The sequence below is a fragment of the Streptomyces tendae genome, assembly GCF_014650435.1.
GTDB classification, from domain to species: Bacteria; Actinomycetota; Actinomycetes; order Streptomycetales; family Streptomycetaceae; genus Streptomyces; species Streptomyces tendae.
The window spans coordinates 280,475-295,872 of record NZ_BMUY01000008.1 but is presented as its reverse complement, the minus strand read 5'-3'; the positions used below and the strand labels follow the sequence as shown (position 1 = coordinate 295,872).

The following is a 15,398-nucleotide window of genomic DNA, read 5'->3' as shown; positions in this document are numbered from 1 at the left end:
GCCCGTCCCACATCACAATCAAACAAAGTTCATCACCAAAAGTGTTCAATTACTGAACGCGGAGGCGTAGGTTCCGCTCCGGATCAGTTCGCGAACGAAGCGAGTGCTTAATGCAAACCCCCACAAGCTCCACATACCTAGCCGCAGAGCTTCGACTCCCCACCAACTGGCTCGACTACACGATCCTCGGGATCTACTTCGTGGTCGTCCTGGGCATCGGCTTCGCCGCCCGCCGCTCGGTCAAGACCAGCCTGGACTTCTTCCTGTCCGGCCGCTCCCTGCCCGCGTGGGTCACCGGACTCGCCTTCGTCGCCGCCAACCTGGGTGCCACCGAGATCCTCGGCATGGCCGCCAACAGCGCCCAGTACGGCGTCTACACGACCCACTGGTACTGGATCGGCGCCATCCCGGCGATGGTCTTCCTCGGCCTGGTGATGATGCCGTTCTACTACGGCTCGAAGGTCCGCTCGGTCCCGGAGTTCCTCCTCCTGCGCTTCGACAAGGCCTCCCACCTCCTCAGTTCGGCCCTGTTCGCCATCGCGGCCATCCTGATCGCCGGCGTGAACCTCTACGCCCTCGCGATCGTCGTCGAGGCGCTCCTCGGCTGGCCGGAGTGGGTGGCCATCGTGGTGGCCGGCTTCTTCGTCCTGGCGTACATCACCCTGGGCGGCCTGTCCTCGGCGATCTACAACGAGGTCCTCCAGTTCTTCGTGATCCTGGCCGGCCTCATCCCGATCACCATCCTGGGCCTGAAGAAGGTCGGCGGCTGGGACGGCCTGTCGGACTCCCTCTCCAAGTCCCACGGCTCCGACTTCATGACGGCGTGGGGCGGTACGGGCATCGGCAGCGAGAACCCGCTGGGCGCCAACTGGCTGACCATCGTCCTGGGCCTCGGCTTCGTGCTCTCCTTCGGCTACTGGACGACGAACTTCGCCGAGGTCCAGCGCGCCCTCTCCGCGAAGAACCTCTCCGCGGCCCAGCGCACCCCGCTGATCGCGGCGTTCCCGAAGATCTTCATCGTCTTCGTCGTCATGATCCCGGGCCTGGTCGCCGCGGTCCTGGTCCCGAAGATCGGCACCCCCGGCTCGGACCTCCAGTACAACGACGCGATCCCGTACCTGATGCAGCAACTGCTGCCCAACGGCGTCCTCGGCATCGCGGTGACGGGCCTGCTGGCGGCCTTCATGGCCGGCATGGCGGCCAACATCTCCTCCTTCAACACCGTCTTCACCACCGACATCTGGCAGAAGTACGTGGTGAAGGACCGGGAGGACGGCTACTACGTCCGCTTCGGCCGCCTGATCACGGTGATCGGCGTCCTGGCCTCCATCGGCACGGCGTTCCTGGCCTCGTCCTTCTCCAACATCATGAGCTACCTCCAGACGCTCTTCTCCTTCTTCAACGTGCCGATGTTCGTGGTCTTCATCATCGGCATGTTCTGGAAGCGGGCGTCGATGAAGTCCGGCTTCTGGGGCCTGATCGCGGGCACGACCGCCGCGATGGTGAACTACTTCGTCATCTACAAGCAGGGCATCATCGACATCCCCTCCGACCAGGGCGCCAACTTCGTCTCCGCCATCGCGGGCTTCGTCGCCGGTGCGGTTGTCATGGTCGCCGTGTCCCTGTTCACGAAGCCCAAGCCGGTCACCGAGCTGCAGGGCCTGGTCTACGGCACCACCTCGCCCGGCATGTCGGAGGCGCCCGCCAAGGGCGACGACGCGTGGTACCGCAAGCCGGCGCTGCTCGGCTGGGGGGCGGTCGTCCTGGCCGCCGCCTGCTACATCCCGTTCTCGTTCTGATCGCGGGAGGATTGAGAGAGCATGTCTGATTCCTACTCCGACAAGAACCTGCAGGACGAGGTCTCCGAGCTGGAGACCAAGTCCGTCACCGCCGCGCGGCTGTTCGACATCCGGCGGATCATCGGCGGGCTGTTCGTGATCTACGGCGTCATCGTGACGATCGCGGGCTTCGTGGCGTCCGACGACGACATCGACAAGGCGCAGGGGGTGAACATCAACCTCTGGACCGGGATCGGGATGCTGGTCCTCGGGCTCTTCTTCCTGGTCTGGCTGAAGCTGCGGCCCACGGCGCCGCCGACACCTCCGGTGGAGGACGCCGGGAAGAAGTGACGGTCGGCATGTGACGCCGGGCAGTGGTCCGGCGTCCCCCGGCCACCCGGCGCGGATGTGACCGCGGGGGTGGGTCGCGCGGCCCGGCGCTGCCGGGGTGCCGCCGCGCCCACCCGTGCCGCCCCAGCGGCACGACTGCCCGCGGTGAGGACGAGCCGCAGGCGCGTACGGCGGGAAGGGGACGTGGCGGGGGGTGTTCGCCCGCAGCGGTTGGCGCGTCAACGCCCCGAGCCTCTGTCAGCACCCGATTCCGCGCCGTTCCGAGGACGAACACCCCCCGGCGCGGCCCCGACCCACCCACCGGACGTATCGCGCTACGCGCACCCCCACCGAACCCGCACAGGCGCCGCAGGCATCCCGCACCCCCACCGAACCCGCAGCGGCGCCGCAGGCATCCCGCACCCCACCGGAGCCGCAGCGGCGCCGCAGGCACGCCGCTCAACCGCCGGAGGCACCCGCCCGGTCCAGCAACCCCGTCCGCGCGGCCAGCGCCGCGGCCTCCAGCCGCGACCCGACGCCCAGCTTCATCAGCACCCGCTGGACATGCGTACGCGCCGTGGACGGAGCGATCCCCATCCCCGCCGCGATCAGCCGCGTGTCCTCGCCGTCCGCGACCCGCACCAGCACCTCCACCTCCCGCGGCGTGAGCATCTGCAGCAGCCGCTGCCCCTCGTCGTCGGGCTGCGCCGCCGGGTTCAGCAGCTCGCCGAAGGCCCCCTGCAGCAACGCCGGCGCCACCGCCGCATCCCCGCCCCGCGCCTTCATGATCGCCCGCTCGACGCCCTCTATCCGCTCGTCGTGCCGCACGTACCCCGACGCCCCCGCGGCGAACGCCGCCGCGATGCCCCGAGGGCTCGGCACCGGCCCCAGCACCAGCACCGCCACCTGCGGCCGCTCCCGCTTGATCCGCACCACCGGGTCGAAGATCCCCGGCTCGGCCGGCGTCGCCGTCCCCAGCAGGCACACCTCCGGCGCCCGGCTGATCACCAGCTCCGCCGCCCCCGCGGCCGGCGCCGCCGCCGCCAGCACCCGGTGCCCCCGCAGCTTCAGCGCCGAGGCCAGCGCCTCGGCGAGCAATCGGTGATCGTCGACCACCATGAGCCGTACTCCCATGGAGCAACCCCCCAGTCACCCAGTCCCCGGCACCCGGTCCCGGCACCCATGCCCCCGGCATGCCCGGCATGCTCCCGGAAGCTACACGCTAGCCAGCCCTCGCGCTGCCCCTACCCGCGAGAACCGCCCCGGAGCGCCGGATTCCCGCACAACGCGCCCCACAACGCGCCCCGGCCCCGCCCCTGGAACAGGGACGGGGCCGGTACGGTCACCCGAGCGAGGGCGTCGGCGACGGGGACGGCGACGCGACGGCGTCAGCCGTTGCTGCCGAACCCGATCGCCAGGTACTCCTTCTCGTCCGCGCTGGTCGGCTCGCTGGCGTACACCTGCGACATGTACAGGTGCCCCTGCGAGTAGAGCAGCTCGGAGTAGTCCGGCGACATGCTCGACTCCACGTCGCGCACCGCCTCCGTCGCCGGGTTCTCCAGCAGCACCGTCTGCTTGAACGTCGCGCCGTCGATGCTCACGACCTGGCCGCCCTTGTCGTACGGCGGGCGCTTGTAGGCGATGACGTTGCCGCCGTCCATGCGCAGCGGGGTGATCGTGTAGTCGTCGCCGGAGTCCGCGCGCTGGCCGGTCTGCTTGCCGGTGGCGAGGTCGAAGGCGACGACCTCGTTGGCCCGGCTGTACGACTCGCCGCCGCCCTCGTGCTCCTCGGTGGCGATGTAGAGCTTGCCGTTGCCGGCCGCGAGCCCGTGGCAGCTCTCGGTCTTGGTGATGCTGTCGCAGCTGGCCGCGAACTGGTCGCCGGGCGCCGAGATGCGGGTGAGCAGCTTGCCGGTCTTGTTGTCGATGGAGAAGAAGTCCGAGATGCCGCTGCCGTCCCCGGCGGAGTCGCCGACGTCGGCGGCCACGACCAGCGGGTTCGTCGACACGACGGCCGCGTACTCGATGCCCTTGGCCATCTTGTACTCGGTGATCACCTTCCCGCTCTTCGGGTCGATGGTCTGGATGTGCAGCTCCCGGGCGTCGTACGACCCGCACTTGCGCACCGCGACCAGCTTCTCGCCGCCGCCGTAGCCCGCGTCGTAGCAGGTGTCGGTGGTCTTCGGGGACCAGAGGATGTCGCCCTTGGCGATGTCGAAGGCGACACCGCCGTCGGAGCTGCCCGCGGCGACCGTGTCACCGCTGATCGTGACGTTGTCGAAGGAGATCGGCCCGTCACCGGCGGTCTTCGTCCAGACCTTCTTCCCGGCGTCCAGGTCGAGGACCGCGACCTGGGTGCAGCCGTGCGAGGGCTCCGCCTTGGTCGGCATGGCGGGCTGGTGGACGATCACCGTCTTGTTGTCGTCGGTGACGTGCCGGGTGACGGCGCACACGGGGCCGTCCAGCTTGATCGTCCACTTCTTGCTGCCCTTGTCGGGGTCGTACCCGTTGACCTCGGCGATGCCGCTCTTGGCGTACACCTTGTCGGTGAGCCACGAGCCGGAGACGACGACGCTGTCGTCCTCCTTGCTCACCGCGGGCATGGGGACCTGGAAGAGCACCTTGGCGGCCGGGTCGGAGGGCGCCTTCTCCTGGGCGCCGGAGGTCTTGCCGCCGTCGCCGCCCTTCTGGTCCGTACCGCCGTCGCCGCCCGTACCGCCGCTGGAGCTCGCGGTGTCGTCCTTGCCCCCGTCGTCGGAGGAACCGGCGTACCAGACACCACCGCCGATGATCAGCGCGATCGCGACGACGGCGGCCACGATGATCGCGACCTGTGCGTTGATCTTCCGTCCCCCGCCGGTCCCCGCGGCCTGCGGCTGCATGGGCATGGTGCTCGGCTGCTGGTAGCCGTATCCGGGCTGACCGGGCTGGCCGTAGGCCGGCGTCGGCTGCCCGTACGGTCCGGGCTGGCCGGGCTGCTGACCGGGATAGCCGTACCCGGGCTGCGGCTGGGCCTGCGGCGGCGCCTGCGGATACCCGTACCCCGGCTGCTGCGGCGGCGGACCCGCCGGCGGGGTCGGCGGAGCCGCGGGCGCCTGCGGCGGCGTCTGCGGGACGGCCCCGGGGGCCTGCGGGTAGCCGTAGCCCGGCTGGGGCCCCTTGCCGAGGTCCGGCCCCGGGGGCGGCGTGGGCGGCTGCTGCGGCGGCTGGTTCTGCGGCGGCCCGAAACCGCCCCCCTGCGGGGGCTGGTTGGGCGGCGGGGGCGGCGGCTGGGTCATGACGTGAGCACCTCGGAGAGCGGAGACGACGGGGACGGAACGGACCGCGAAAGCGCGGCCGGAGAGACGGCCGGAGGAACGGCCGGGGAAACGGCCGGCGAAGGGGCCGGAGAAGAGGTCACTTGCCGTAGGCGAGCATCAACTTCTCCTTCGACTCGTCGTTCCCGGTCAGGCGGGTGCTGGAGATGTAGAACCGCCCGTCGACCCAGTCGATGTCCTTGGAGTAGAAGCTGTTCTCGATGTCCGCGACGCCCTGCGGGTTCTGCAGCAGCTTCGCCGGCTTGTGGCTGCTGCCGCCGGTCGGGATGGACACGACCTGCCCGCCCGCGTCGTAGGACGGCTTGACGTACGCGATGAGCTGGTCGCCCTCGACCTTCATCGGCATCATCGACTCGTCCGCGGGGGACTTGGTGCGCCACTTCTCCTTGCCGGTGCTGAGGTTGATCGCGACGATCTCGTTGGCGCCGCTGGTCGCCTCGGTCGGCAGGTAGAGCGTGCCGGCGGCGACCGCCACGCCCGTGCAGCCCTGGAGGTCGCGTTCGAGGATGGCCCAGCCGCACTCGGGGGCGAAGTCCTCGTCGACGCCGACCTGTTCCTGGACCTTGCCGCCGGAGGTGAAGGAGGAGATGTTCCAGACCTTCTTGTCCTCGTTGGTGGCGTACACGACCAGCGGGTCGACGGAGTAGGCGCGGGCGATCCGCCAGTCCTTCTCGTACTTGTAGGTCCACAGGACCTTGCCGGTCTTCGGGTCGAGGCCCTGCAGCTCGTCGTGCGCGTTGTTGCCGCCCGCGCCGCAGGAGGCGACCTGGACGAGCTTGCTGGCGCTGCCCGCGAATCCGGCGGGGAAGCAGGCGTCGCCGTACTTCTTCTTCTCGTACAGCTTCTTGCCGCTCCGCACGTCGTAGGCGGTGCCGGACTGGGAGCGGCCGACCATCATGGTGTTGCCGCTGAGCGAGAGTTCGAGGGAGAGCGTGGAGTCGAACAGGTCACCGTCGGCGACCTCCTCGGACCAGCCCTTCTCGCCGGTGGCGAGGTCGATCTCCTGGAGCTTGTTGCACTTGGCGCGGTCGCTGGAGCCGCTCATGTAGGCGACGACGATCTTGTCGTCGGCCGTCTTCTCCGGGGTGACCGAGCAGATCTTCTCCGGGAAGGCGATCGGGTCCCAGGCGGGCTTGCCGTCGCCGACGTTGTAGGCGAAGACCTGCTTGTACGCCGCCTTCACCGCCGCCTTGTCGGTGATCCACATGCCGTCGGCGTCGGCGCCGGAGCCGGGGGCGTCGGGCGCCTCCTTGTACCAGAGCACCTTGGACTCGCCGGCCTGGCGGCCCTCGTTGAGGTTGTCGGGGTCCTCGCCGCCGTCGCCGCTGCCGTCACCGGGGTTGACCGGGGCGCCGCCCTTGGAGCCGGAGGGCTTGGGGTCGTCGGTCTTGGCGACGACGGGCTTCTTGTCCTTCTTGTCGTCGCCGCCGCTCGCGGTGACCGCCCACACGCTGCCGCCGATGACGAGCAGCGCCGCGACGGCCGCTCCGACGGCGAGGGCCGGCTTGCCCTTGAAGGGGTTGCGGGACCCGGGGCCGCCGGGCGGCGGCGTACTGGGGACGCCGGGAGCGCCGGGGTACTGCTGCTGCGGGTAGCCGTAGCCGGGCTGCTGGCCGTACGGCCCCGGCTGCTGCGGCTGGGCGGCGTACGGGCCGGAGTTGTACGGTCCGGGCTGCTGACCGTACGGCCCGGGCTGACCCTGCTGGCCCGGCTGCTGCGGATAGCCGTACCCCGGCTGCTGCTGCGGCGGCCCGGGCGGCGGGCCCTGCGGGGGTGGCGGGGTCGGTGCCCCGAAGCCTCCCGGCGGCGGGTCCTGCGGTGCTCCGAAGCCACCCGGCTGCGGCGGCTGATTCGGCGGCTGGCTCATCAGCGCGTTCCCCCTTATTACTCACTGATTTTTAGCCACGCCCCGGGTCACGCGCTGGCCCCGGAGTCGTCTACGGCGATCGTTCCTCAAGCCTCGGACCGCCCTGGGACAGTCCTCGGACGGCCTTTCTATCACCCGCGCCCAACCGCCCACCGGGCCGCGTCCGCCCCTGTTCCCAAGGGAGGACCGGCCCGTGATGCCTCTGTTACGCGCCTTCACGGGCCCTTTACATCACCCGCGCGCCCGGCGCACGCGGCCGCTCAGGCGTCCTCGGCCAGTTCCAGCCAGCGCAGTTCCAGCTCGTCGCGCTGCCCCGTCAGCTCGCGCAGCTCGGCGTCCAGTTCGGCCACCTTCGCGAAGTCCGTGGCGTTCTCAGCGATCTGGGCGTGCAGCTTGGTCTCCTTCTCGGAGACCTTGTCCAACTGCCGCTCGATCTTCTGGAGCTCCTTCTTGGCGGCGCGCACGTCGGCGGCGCTCTTCTCGGGCACGGCGGCGGCGGGCTTGGCCGCCACGGCCGGGGCGCTCGAGGTGGCGGCCTCCTCCATGCGCCGGCGCCGCTCCAGGTACTCGTCGATGCCGCGCGGCAGCATGCGCAGCGCGCCGTCGCCGAGCAGCGCGAAGACCCGGTCGGTGGTGCGCTCGACGAAGAACCGGTCGTGGGAGATGACGATCATCGAGCCGGGCCAGCCGTCGAGGACGTCCTCCAGCTGGGTCAGGGTCTCGATGTCGAGGTCGTTGGTGGGCTCGTCGAGGAAGAGCACGTTGGGTTCGTCCATGAGGAGCCGCAGCAGCTGCAGCCGCCGCCGCTCACCGCCGGACAGGTCCCCGACCGGCGTCCACTGCTTCTCCTTGCCGAACCCGAAGGTCTCGCAGAGCTGCCCGGCGGTCATCTCCCGCCCCTTGCCGAGGTCGACGCGCTCGCGGACGCGCTGTACGGCCTCCAGCACCCGCCAGTTCGGGTCGAGTTCGGCGACCTCCTGGGACAGGTACGCCAGCTTGACGGTCTTGCCGACCCGGACCTGGCCGGCCGCGGGCTGCTGCTCGCCGTCGCTGCGGGCGGCGTCGGCGAGGGCGCGCAGCAGGGAGGTCTTGCCGGCGCCGTTGACACCGACCAGGCCGATGCGGTCACCGGGGCCGAGCTGCCAGGTGACGTGCTTGAGCAGCACCTTGGGGCCGGCCTGGACGGTGATGTCCTCCAGGTCGAACACGGTCTTGCCGAGCCGGGAGGAGGCGAACTTCATCAGCTCGCTGCTGTCCCGGGGCGGCGGCACGTCGGCGATCAGCTCGTTGGCGGCCTCGACGCGGAAGCGGGGCTTGGAGGTGCGGGCGGGCGCGCCGCGCCGCAGCCAGGCCAGCTCCTTGCGGACCAGGTTCTGCCGCTTGGTCTCCTCGGTGGCGGCGATCCGCTCGCGTTCGGCGCGGGCGAAGACGTAGTCGGAGTAGCCGCCCTCGTACTCGTAGACGTCGCCCTTCTGCACGTCCCACATGCGGGTGCAGACCTGGTCGAGGAACCAGCGGTCGTGGGTGACGCAGACGAGGGCGGAGCGCCGCTCCCTCAGGTGGGCCGCGAGCCAGGCGATGCCCTCCACGTCGAGGTGGTTGGTGGGCTCGTCGAGGACGATCAGGTCCTGCTCCTCGATGAGCAGCTTGGCCAGCGCGATCCGGCGCCGCTCGCCGCCGGACAGCGGACCGATGACGGTGTCGAGCCCCTGCGGGAAGCCCGGCATGTCGAGCCCGCCGAACAGCCCGGTCAGCACGTCGCGGATCTTGGCGCTGCCCGCCCACTCGTGGTCGGCCATGTCGCCGATGACCTCGTGCCGGACGGTCGCCCCGGGGTCGAGGGAGTCGTGCTGGGTGAGCACGCCGAGCCGCAGTCCGCCGGAATGGGTGACCCGGCCGGTGTCGGGCTCCTCCAGTCTGGCCAGCATCCGGATCATGGTCGTCTTGCCGTCGCCGTTGCGTCCGACGACGCCGATGCGGTCCCCCTCGGAGACGCCGAGGGACACGCCGTCGAGAAGTGCACGGGTGCCGTACACCTTGCTGACGTTCTCGACATTGACCAGATTGACGGCCATTTCTCTCCTGCCTGGGGGATCGCTCGACCCTCCAGGGTAGTCCGGCCGCCGCGGGCCTCGGTCCGGCACCGTGGCCCCCGCCGCCGCGGGCCTCGGTCAGGGACCTTGGCCCCCACCGCCGCGGGCCTCAGTCCAGGACCGTGGCCCCCGCCGCCGCGCCCACCGCCGTACGCACGTCGCGGCAGGTCCCCGAGGCCCGGAGCACGCCCGCGATGTCGGAGGCCGACTTCGCGTCGGTCGCGAGGAAGGCCGTCGTCGGGCCGGAACCCGAGACCAGTGCCGCCAGGGCCCCGGCCGCCCGGCCCGCCGCGAGGGTGTCGCCCAGTTCCGGGTAGAGGGAGAGCGCCGCGGGCTGGAGGTCGTTGGTGACGGCGACCGCGAGCGCGGCGGCGTCGCCCTTCGCGAGGGCGTCGAGCACCGCCTGGTCGGCGACGGGTTCCGGGATGTCCCGGCCCTTGGCCAGCCGGTCGAACTCGCGGTAGACGGCCGGCGTCGACAGCCCCCGCGCGGCGAGCGCGAACACCCAGTGGAAGTCGCCGCCCACCTCCAGTTCCGTCAGCCTCTCGCCCCGCCCGGTGCCCAGCGCCGCCCCGCCGACCAGGCTGAACGGCACGTCGCTGCCCAGCTCGGCGCAGATGTCGAGCAGCTCCTCGCGGCCTGCGCCGGTGCCCCACAGCGCGTCGCAGGCGAGCAGCGCGCCCGCACCGTCCGCACTGCCGCCCGCCATGCCGCCGGCCACGGGGATGTCCTTGGCGATGTGGAGGTGGACGTCGGGCTCGCGGCCGTACCGCGCGGCCAGCGCCTCGGCCGCGCGCGCCGCGAGGTTGGTGCGGTCGAGCGGGACCTGGTCGGCGTCGGGCCCCTCGCAGGTGACGCGGAGCCCGTCGGCGGCCGGGGTGGCGGTGATCTCGTCGTACAGGGAGACGGCGAGGAAGACGTTGGCCAGGTCGTGGAAGCCGTCGGGGCGGGCGGCGCCGACCGCGAGCTGGACGTTGACCTTGGCGGGGACGCGGACCGTCACGCTCACTTGCTCGTCACTCCCTGACTTCCTACTGCTTGTGCTCGGCGATACGCGCGAACTCTTCCACGGTCAGGGCCTCTCCGCGCGCCTGCGGCGACACGCCCGCACCGACGAGTGCGGCCTCGGCGGCCGCGGCGGACCCCGCCCACCCGGCGAGCGCGGCCCGCAGGGTCTTGCGGCGCTGGGCGAACGCGGCGTCGACGACGGCGAAGACCTCGGCCTTGGACGCGGTGGTCTTCAGCGGTTCGCTGCGCCGGACGAGTGACACGAGCCCGCTGTCGACGTTGGGCGCGGGCCAGAAGACGTTGCGGCCGATGGACCCGGCCCGCTTGACCTCCGCGTACCAGTTCGCCTTCACGGACGGCACGCCGTAGACCTTCGAGCCGGGTCCGGCGGCCAGCCGGTCGGCGACCTCGGCCTGGACCATGACCAGGGTCCGCTCGATGCCCGGGAAGGTGTCGAGCATGTGGAGGAGGACGGGGACGGCGACGTTGTAGGGGAGGTTCGCGACCAGGGCGGTCGGGGCGGGGCCCGGGAGTTCGGTGACGTGCATCGCGTCGGAGTGGACGAGCGCGAACCGGTCGGCGCGCTCCGGCATGCGGGCGGCGACCGTGGCCGGCAGGGCGCCGGCGAGGACGTCGTCGATCTCGACGGCGGTGACCCGGTCGGCGGCCTCCAGCAGGGCCAGGGTGAGCGAGCCGAGACCCGGTCCCACCTCGACCACCACGTCGTCGGGGCGTACCTCGGCGGTGCGGACGATGCGGCGGACCGTGTTCGCGTCGATGACGAAGTTCTGGCCGCGCTGCTTGGTGGGGCGTACGCCGAGGGCGGCCGCGAGTTCACGGATGTCGGCGGGGCCCAGAAGGGCGTCGGGGGTGGGGCTGCTCACCCCGCAAGGGTAGCCGGGGGCGAGGCGGCCTCAGTCCCGCAGCCGGGCGCCTCGGTCCCCAGCCGGGGGCTCAGTCCCGCAGCCGGGCGCCGCAGTGCGGCCAGGCGCTGCTGCCGCTGCGTACGTACAGCTTCTGCGCCCGGTACGTCTGCTCCGCGGCCGACGCGTCCTCGGGGCGGCCCTCGCCGCCGAGGTCGTGCCAGGTGGCGGAGTCGAACTGGTAGAGCCCGCCGTACGTCCCGGACGGGTCGACGGCGTCCGCGCGGCCGCCCGACTCGCAGGCGGCCAGGCCCTGCCAGTTCAGGTGGTCGGCGCCGTGGACGGAGACCGGCCGGGGCCGGGTGCCGACTCGCACGATCCGCGGGCTGGGCTCGCGGACCACCTCGGTGCGCAGGCGGCGCGGCTTCTGCCGGACGCCGTTGACGGTGCGCAGGGCGTACGTGGTGCGGCGCAGCCCGGGCCGGCCCGCCTGCTGGACGACCTCGGTGCCCCGGAAGAGGGAGGCATCCTCGGCCCGTCGCTCGTCGAAGGGGATCGGGTCCTCGCGGACCTCCTGGGACCCGGTGATCCGCAGCACGGTGACGGTCTGCCCGTCGCGCGGGAAGCCGGTCGCGGGGACGGACGTGGTGTCCTCGCCGCGCAGGGTGATGCCGGCCTGCTCGACGACCTCCCGCACGGTCGCGGCGTTGGTGCGGACGGTGCGGGTCCGGCCGTCCGCCAGCACGGTCACCACCCGCTCGGTGCGCACCACCAGGGCGAGCCCCTCGCGGCCGATGCGCCGGGAGGGCTCGGTGGACAGGTGGGCGCCCTGTGTCCGTACACCGAGCTGCCGCAGCGCGCCCTGCACGGTCCGCGCGGTCGTCCACACCTGGCGCCGGTGGCCGTCGAGGGTGAGCAGCACGGGCCGTCCGTGACGGACGGTGATGTCCTCGCCACTGGTCAGCGGGGCGCCGGGGGCGGGTTCGATCACGTCGTGGGCGCCCACCTGGACGCCCTCCTCGGCGAGCAGCTCGGTCACGTCGTCGGCGAAGGTGTGCAGCGTGCGCGGGGTGCCGTCGACGGTCAGCTCGACCGCCTTGTCCTTGGCGACGAAGGCGGTGGTGCCGCCCGCCAGGAACGCCACCACCAGGGCCCGCGGCAGCAGCCGGCGCAGGGAGGCGTCCGCGCGCCCCGCGCCCCGCGCCCGGCGCCGGCGCTCGGCCCGGCCGTCGCCCTGCCGCGGCAGCGCGGGCACGGTCGGCTCATGGACCGGCTCGTGGACGGGCCGGTACGTGTCGCCGTACGGCAGGGTGGGCGCGCTGTGCAGGTCGTACGGGGCGGGGTATTCGTACGTCTCGTACGCCCCGTACGTCTCGCGGGTGCCGTATGCCCCGTACGCCTCGTACGCCTCGTGGGTGTCGTACGCCCCGTACGTCTCGCAGATGCCGTACGCCCCGTACGTCTCGTACGTCTCGTACGCCTCTGCCGGCTCGAACTGCGTTCTGCTCACACCCACACGCTCCAGCCCACACGCTCCAGGGGTCCCGATCGGGCCCCCAGAACCTAGCGGAGCGTCGGTCACTCTCCCAAGCGACGCGACTACTCAGCGTGTCAGTAGCCGAAGGCGCGGGCCGTGTTGGCGGCGAGGGCGGTCGCCAGGGTGTCCTCGTCGACGCCCCGTACGTCCGCCATGGCACGCACCGTGACCGGCACCAGGTAGGGCGCGTTCGGCCGCCCCCGGTAGGGCGCCGGCGTCAGGAACGGCGCGTCGGTCTCCACCAGGACCAGCTCGGGCGGGGCCACGGCGAGGGCGTCGCGCAGGTTCTGGGCGTTCTTGAAGGTGACGTTGCCGGCGAAGGACATGTAGTACCCGGCGCGGGCGCAGATCTCGGCCATCTCGGCGTCCCCGGAGTAGCAGTGGAAGACGGTGCGCTCGGGGGCGCCCTCCTCCTTCAGGACGCGCAGAACGTCGGTGTGGGCGTCGCGGTCGTGGATGACGAGGGCCTTGCCGTGCCGCTTGGCGATCTCGATGTGGGCGCGGAAGGACCGCTCCTGGGCTTCCTTGCCCTCCGGACCGGTGCGGAAGTAGTCGAGGCCCGTCTCGCCGACGCCCTTGACCTGCGGGAGTGCCGCGAGCCGGGCGATCTCCGCGAGGGCGTCGTCGAGGGCGGCGTCACCGCCGGGCTGCCGTGCGCCCTGCCGGGACCAGCCGTCGGGATCCCCGTGCACGATGCGCGGCGCCTCGTTCGGGTGCAGGGCGACGGTGGCGTGCACGGCGTCGTGCGCCGCCGCGGTCTCGGCGGCCCAGCGGGACCCCGCGAGGTCGCACCCGACCTGGACGACGGTCGTCACGCCGACCGACGCGGCCTTGTCGAGCGCGTCCTCGACGGTGCCGGACTGCATGTCGAGGTGGGTGTGCGAGTCGGCGACCGGCACCCGGAGCGGCTCGGGCAGCGGGGGCGCGGTGTGCTTGTCGGACCGGCCGGAGGCGTTCGAAGGCATGCCCCGATCCTACGAAAGCGCCCGCGCGCCGCCGGTGGGGTCAGCTCGCCCTGCGGTGGAGGTGGAAGGCGTGCAGGAGGTCGGTCAGGTGCCAGTGCCGGCGTCCGCCGGACAGTCCCGGCGCCCCCGGCCCCGGCGTCTCGGGCACCAGCGGCACCTCGAGGGGGCCGGCCGGCGGCACCCGGTGGACGGTGTGGGTGGCGCCCCGCACCGAGGCCACCCGGCCCGGGCGCAGGATCCGTACGACGTGGCTGTCGCAGGTGGCGCAGGCCGGCCGGGTCAGCGGGGAGGGCACGACGCGGCCGTCCGCGACGTAGAGCACGAACGCGTGGCCGTCGGCGTCCGTGTGGTGCTCGATCTCGAACGACTGCTCCCAGCCGTGCCCGCAGCGCATGCAGGCGAAGGAGTACGACTCGTGGACGACGGCGGTGGCACCGGCACGCACTCGGGTCCGCACGGTGCTCTCACTCATGCTCATCCCGGCTCCTTCGGTTCGTTCGGTTCCTTCCTCCAGTGGACTCCTCCACCAGCGGGAAAGCACCAGGCGCTGCCGAGTGTTTTAGCCGATTTGAGCTGTCCTTGGCAGGAACGCCCGCAACGTCAGGGACGGGTCAAGGGCGACCCTACGGATCCCCTCAGATCCCCACGTCCTTCGCCGCGTCCTTGGCCTTGTCCTTGGCCTCGTCCTTGGCCGCGTTCTTGGCCGCGTTCTTCGCCGCCACCACCGCGTCGAACACCTCCCGCTTGGGCACGCCGACCTGGGCGGCCACCGCGGCGATCGCCTCCTTGCGCCGCTCCCCCGCCTCCTCGCGCACCCGCACCCGCCGCACCAGCTCCTCGGCGCCGACCTCCTCGGACCCCTTCTCCGGTGCCCCCTCGACGACGACGGTGATCTCCCCCCGTACCCCTTCACCGGCCCACGCGGCCAGCTCACCGAGCCCTCCGCGTTTGACCTCCTCGTACGTCTTGGTCAGTTCCCGGCAGACGGCGGCCCTCCGGTCGGTGCCGAAGACCTCGGCCATGGCGGCGAGGGTGTCGTCGAGGCGGTGCGGGGCCTCGAAGTAGACGAGGGTCCGGCGCTCCTCGGCGACCTCGCGCAGCCGGGTCAGCCGCTCACCGGCCTTGCGGGGCAGGAAGCCCTCGAAGCAGAACCGGTCGACCGGCAGCCCCGACAGGGCGAGCGCGGTCAGCACGGCGGACGGCCCGGGGACGGCGGTGACGCGCACACCGCGCTCGACGGCCGCGGCCACCAGCCGGTACCCGGGGTCGGACACCGACGGCATCCCGGCGTCGGTGACCAGCAGCACCCGCGCTCCCCCGGCCAGCTCCTCCACCAGCTCCGGCGTACGGGCGGACTCGTTGCCCTCGAAGTACGACACGACACGCCCCGCGGGTGCCACGCCGAGCGCCTGGGTGAGCCGGCGCAGCCGCCGGGTGTCCTCGGCGGCGACGACGTCCGCACCGGCCAGTTCCGCGGCGAGCCGGGGCGGGGCGTCCTGGACGTCGCCGATGGGAGTGCCCGCGAGTACAAGGGTTCCAGTCACGCCCCCATCCTCCCAGCCCTCCCGCAGTCCTCCCGCAGTCCTCCCGGCCGGTCCTCCCGGAAGGGGAACGTATCCGCACCCGGGAGGGCCATGCAC

The 15,398-nt window shown here is 72.0% G+C and carries 12 protein-coding genes; 2 read left to right on the top strand and 10 right to left on the bottom strand.

Translation table 11 applies throughout. The features are described 5' to 3' along the window. Positions 1-110 precede the first annotated feature (110 nt). Positions 111-1,799, top strand: coding sequence for a sodium:solute symporter family protein (locus IE258_RS22535; RefSeq protein WP_087808912.1), 1,689 nt, complete (start codon positions 111-113; stop codon positions 1,797-1,799). 21 nt (positions 1,800-1,820) lie between these two features. Then, entirely contained in the window at positions 1,821-2,129 is a 309-nt protein-coding gene (locus tag IE258_RS22530; protein WP_189746203.1) for a hypothetical protein, read from the top strand. 438 nt (positions 2,130-2,567) lie between these two features. On the opposite strand, the gene IE258_RS22525 is transcribed toward IE258_RS22530, so the two are convergent. From IE258_RS22525 to rsmI, 10 genes are all read right to left on the bottom strand, one after another. Continuing rightward, positions 2,568-3,242, bottom strand: a complete 675-nt coding sequence (locus IE258_RS22525) for a helix-turn-helix transcriptional regulator (RefSeq protein ID WP_189746202.1) — start codon at positions 3,240-3,242, stop codon at positions 2,568-2,570. 254 nt (positions 3,243-3,496) lie between these two features. Then, positions 3,497-5,386: an outer membrane protein assembly factor BamB family protein gene (locus tag IE258_RS22520; RefSeq protein ID WP_189746201.1), complete on the bottom strand. Its 1,890-nt coding sequence runs from the start codon at positions 5,384-5,386 to the stop codon at positions 3,497-3,499. Between the two features lie 118 nt (positions 5,387-5,504). Continuing rightward, complete coding sequence (locus IE258_RS22515; RefSeq protein WP_189746200.1) at positions 5,505-7,292, bottom strand: outer membrane protein assembly factor BamB family protein; 1,788 nt, start codon at positions 7,290-7,292, stop codon at positions 5,505-5,507. 260 nt (positions 7,293-7,552) lie between these two features. Next, positions 7,553-9,367, bottom strand: coding sequence for an ABC-F family ATP-binding cassette domain-containing protein (locus tag IE258_RS22510; RefSeq protein ID WP_189746198.1), 1,815 nt, complete (start codon positions 9,365-9,367; stop codon positions 7,553-7,555). 127 nt (positions 9,368-9,494) lie between these two features. Further along, positions 9,495-10,394 (bottom strand): 4-(cytidine 5'-diphospho)-2-C-methyl-D-erythritol kinase, encoded by a 900-nt coding sequence (locus tag IE258_RS22505; RefSeq protein WP_189746197.1) that lies wholly within the window; start codon positions 10,392-10,394, stop codon positions 9,495-9,497. A 22-nt stretch (positions 10,395-10,416) separates the two neighbouring features. After that, positions 10,417-11,277, bottom strand: a complete 861-nt coding sequence (rsmA, locus tag IE258_RS22500) for a 16S rRNA (adenine(1518)-N(6)/adenine(1519)-N(6))-dimethyltransferase RsmA (RefSeq protein ID WP_189746195.1) — start codon at positions 11,275-11,277, stop codon at positions 10,417-10,419. A 70-nt stretch (positions 11,278-11,347) separates the two neighbouring features. Beyond that, on the bottom strand, positions 11,348-12,766 hold the full coding sequence (locus IE258_RS22495) for a resuscitation-promoting factor (protein WP_373309914.1): 1,419 nt from the start codon (positions 12,764-12,766) through the stop codon (positions 11,348-11,350). A 101-nt stretch (positions 12,767-12,867) separates the two neighbouring features. Then, complete coding sequence (locus IE258_RS22490; RefSeq protein ID WP_189746193.1) at positions 12,868-13,758, bottom strand: TatD family hydrolase; 891 nt, start codon at positions 13,756-13,758, stop codon at positions 12,868-12,870. A gap of 40 nt (positions 13,759-13,798) precedes the next feature. Next, a complete protein-coding gene (locus IE258_RS22485) occupies positions 13,799-14,236 on the bottom strand; it encodes a hypothetical protein (RefSeq protein ID WP_189746191.1) in 438 nt (145 codons plus the stop codon). Between the two features lie 157 nt (positions 14,237-14,393). Further along, positions 14,394-15,302 (bottom strand): 16S rRNA (cytidine(1402)-2'-O)-methyltransferase, encoded by a 909-nt coding sequence (rsmI, locus tag IE258_RS22480; RefSeq protein WP_189746189.1) that lies wholly within the window; start codon positions 15,300-15,302, stop codon positions 14,394-14,396. Positions 15,303-15,398 lie beyond the last annotated feature (96 nt).

What these genes read in the sequence shown, in the direction of transcription:
- IE258_RS22485 (WP_189746191.1), bottom strand. Translation starts at nt 14,236, where the DNA reads ATGAGCATGAGTGAGAGCACCGTGCGGACCCGAGTGCGTGCCGGTGCC.
- IE258_RS22520 (WP_189746201.1), bottom strand. Translation starts at nt 5,386, where the DNA reads ATGACCCAGCCGCCGCCCCCGCCGCCCAACCAGCCCCCGCAGGGGGGC.
- IE258_RS22525 (WP_189746202.1), bottom strand. Translation starts at nt 3,242, where the DNA reads ATGGGAGTACGGCTCATGGTGGTCGACGATCACCGATTGCTCGCCGAG.
- IE258_RS22530 (WP_189746203.1), top strand. Translation starts at nt 1,821, where the DNA reads ATGTCTGATTCCTACTCCGACAAGAACCTGCAGGACGAGGTCTCCGAG.
- IE258_RS22535 (WP_087808912.1), top strand. Translation starts at nt 111, where the DNA reads ATGCAAACCCCCACAAGCTCCACATACCTAGCCGCAGAGCTTCGACTC.
- IE258_RS22510 (WP_189746198.1), bottom strand. Translation starts at nt 9,367, where the DNA reads ATGGCCGTCAATCTGGTCAATGTCGAGAACGTCAGCAAGGTGTACGGC.
- IE258_RS22515 (WP_189746200.1), bottom strand. Translation starts at nt 7,292, where the DNA reads ATGAGCCAGCCGCCGAATCAGCCGCCGCAGCCGGGTGGCTTCGGAGCA.
- IE258_RS22490 (WP_189746193.1), bottom strand. Translation starts at nt 13,758, where the DNA reads ATGCCTTCGAACGCCTCCGGCCGGTCCGACAAGCACACCGCGCCCCCG.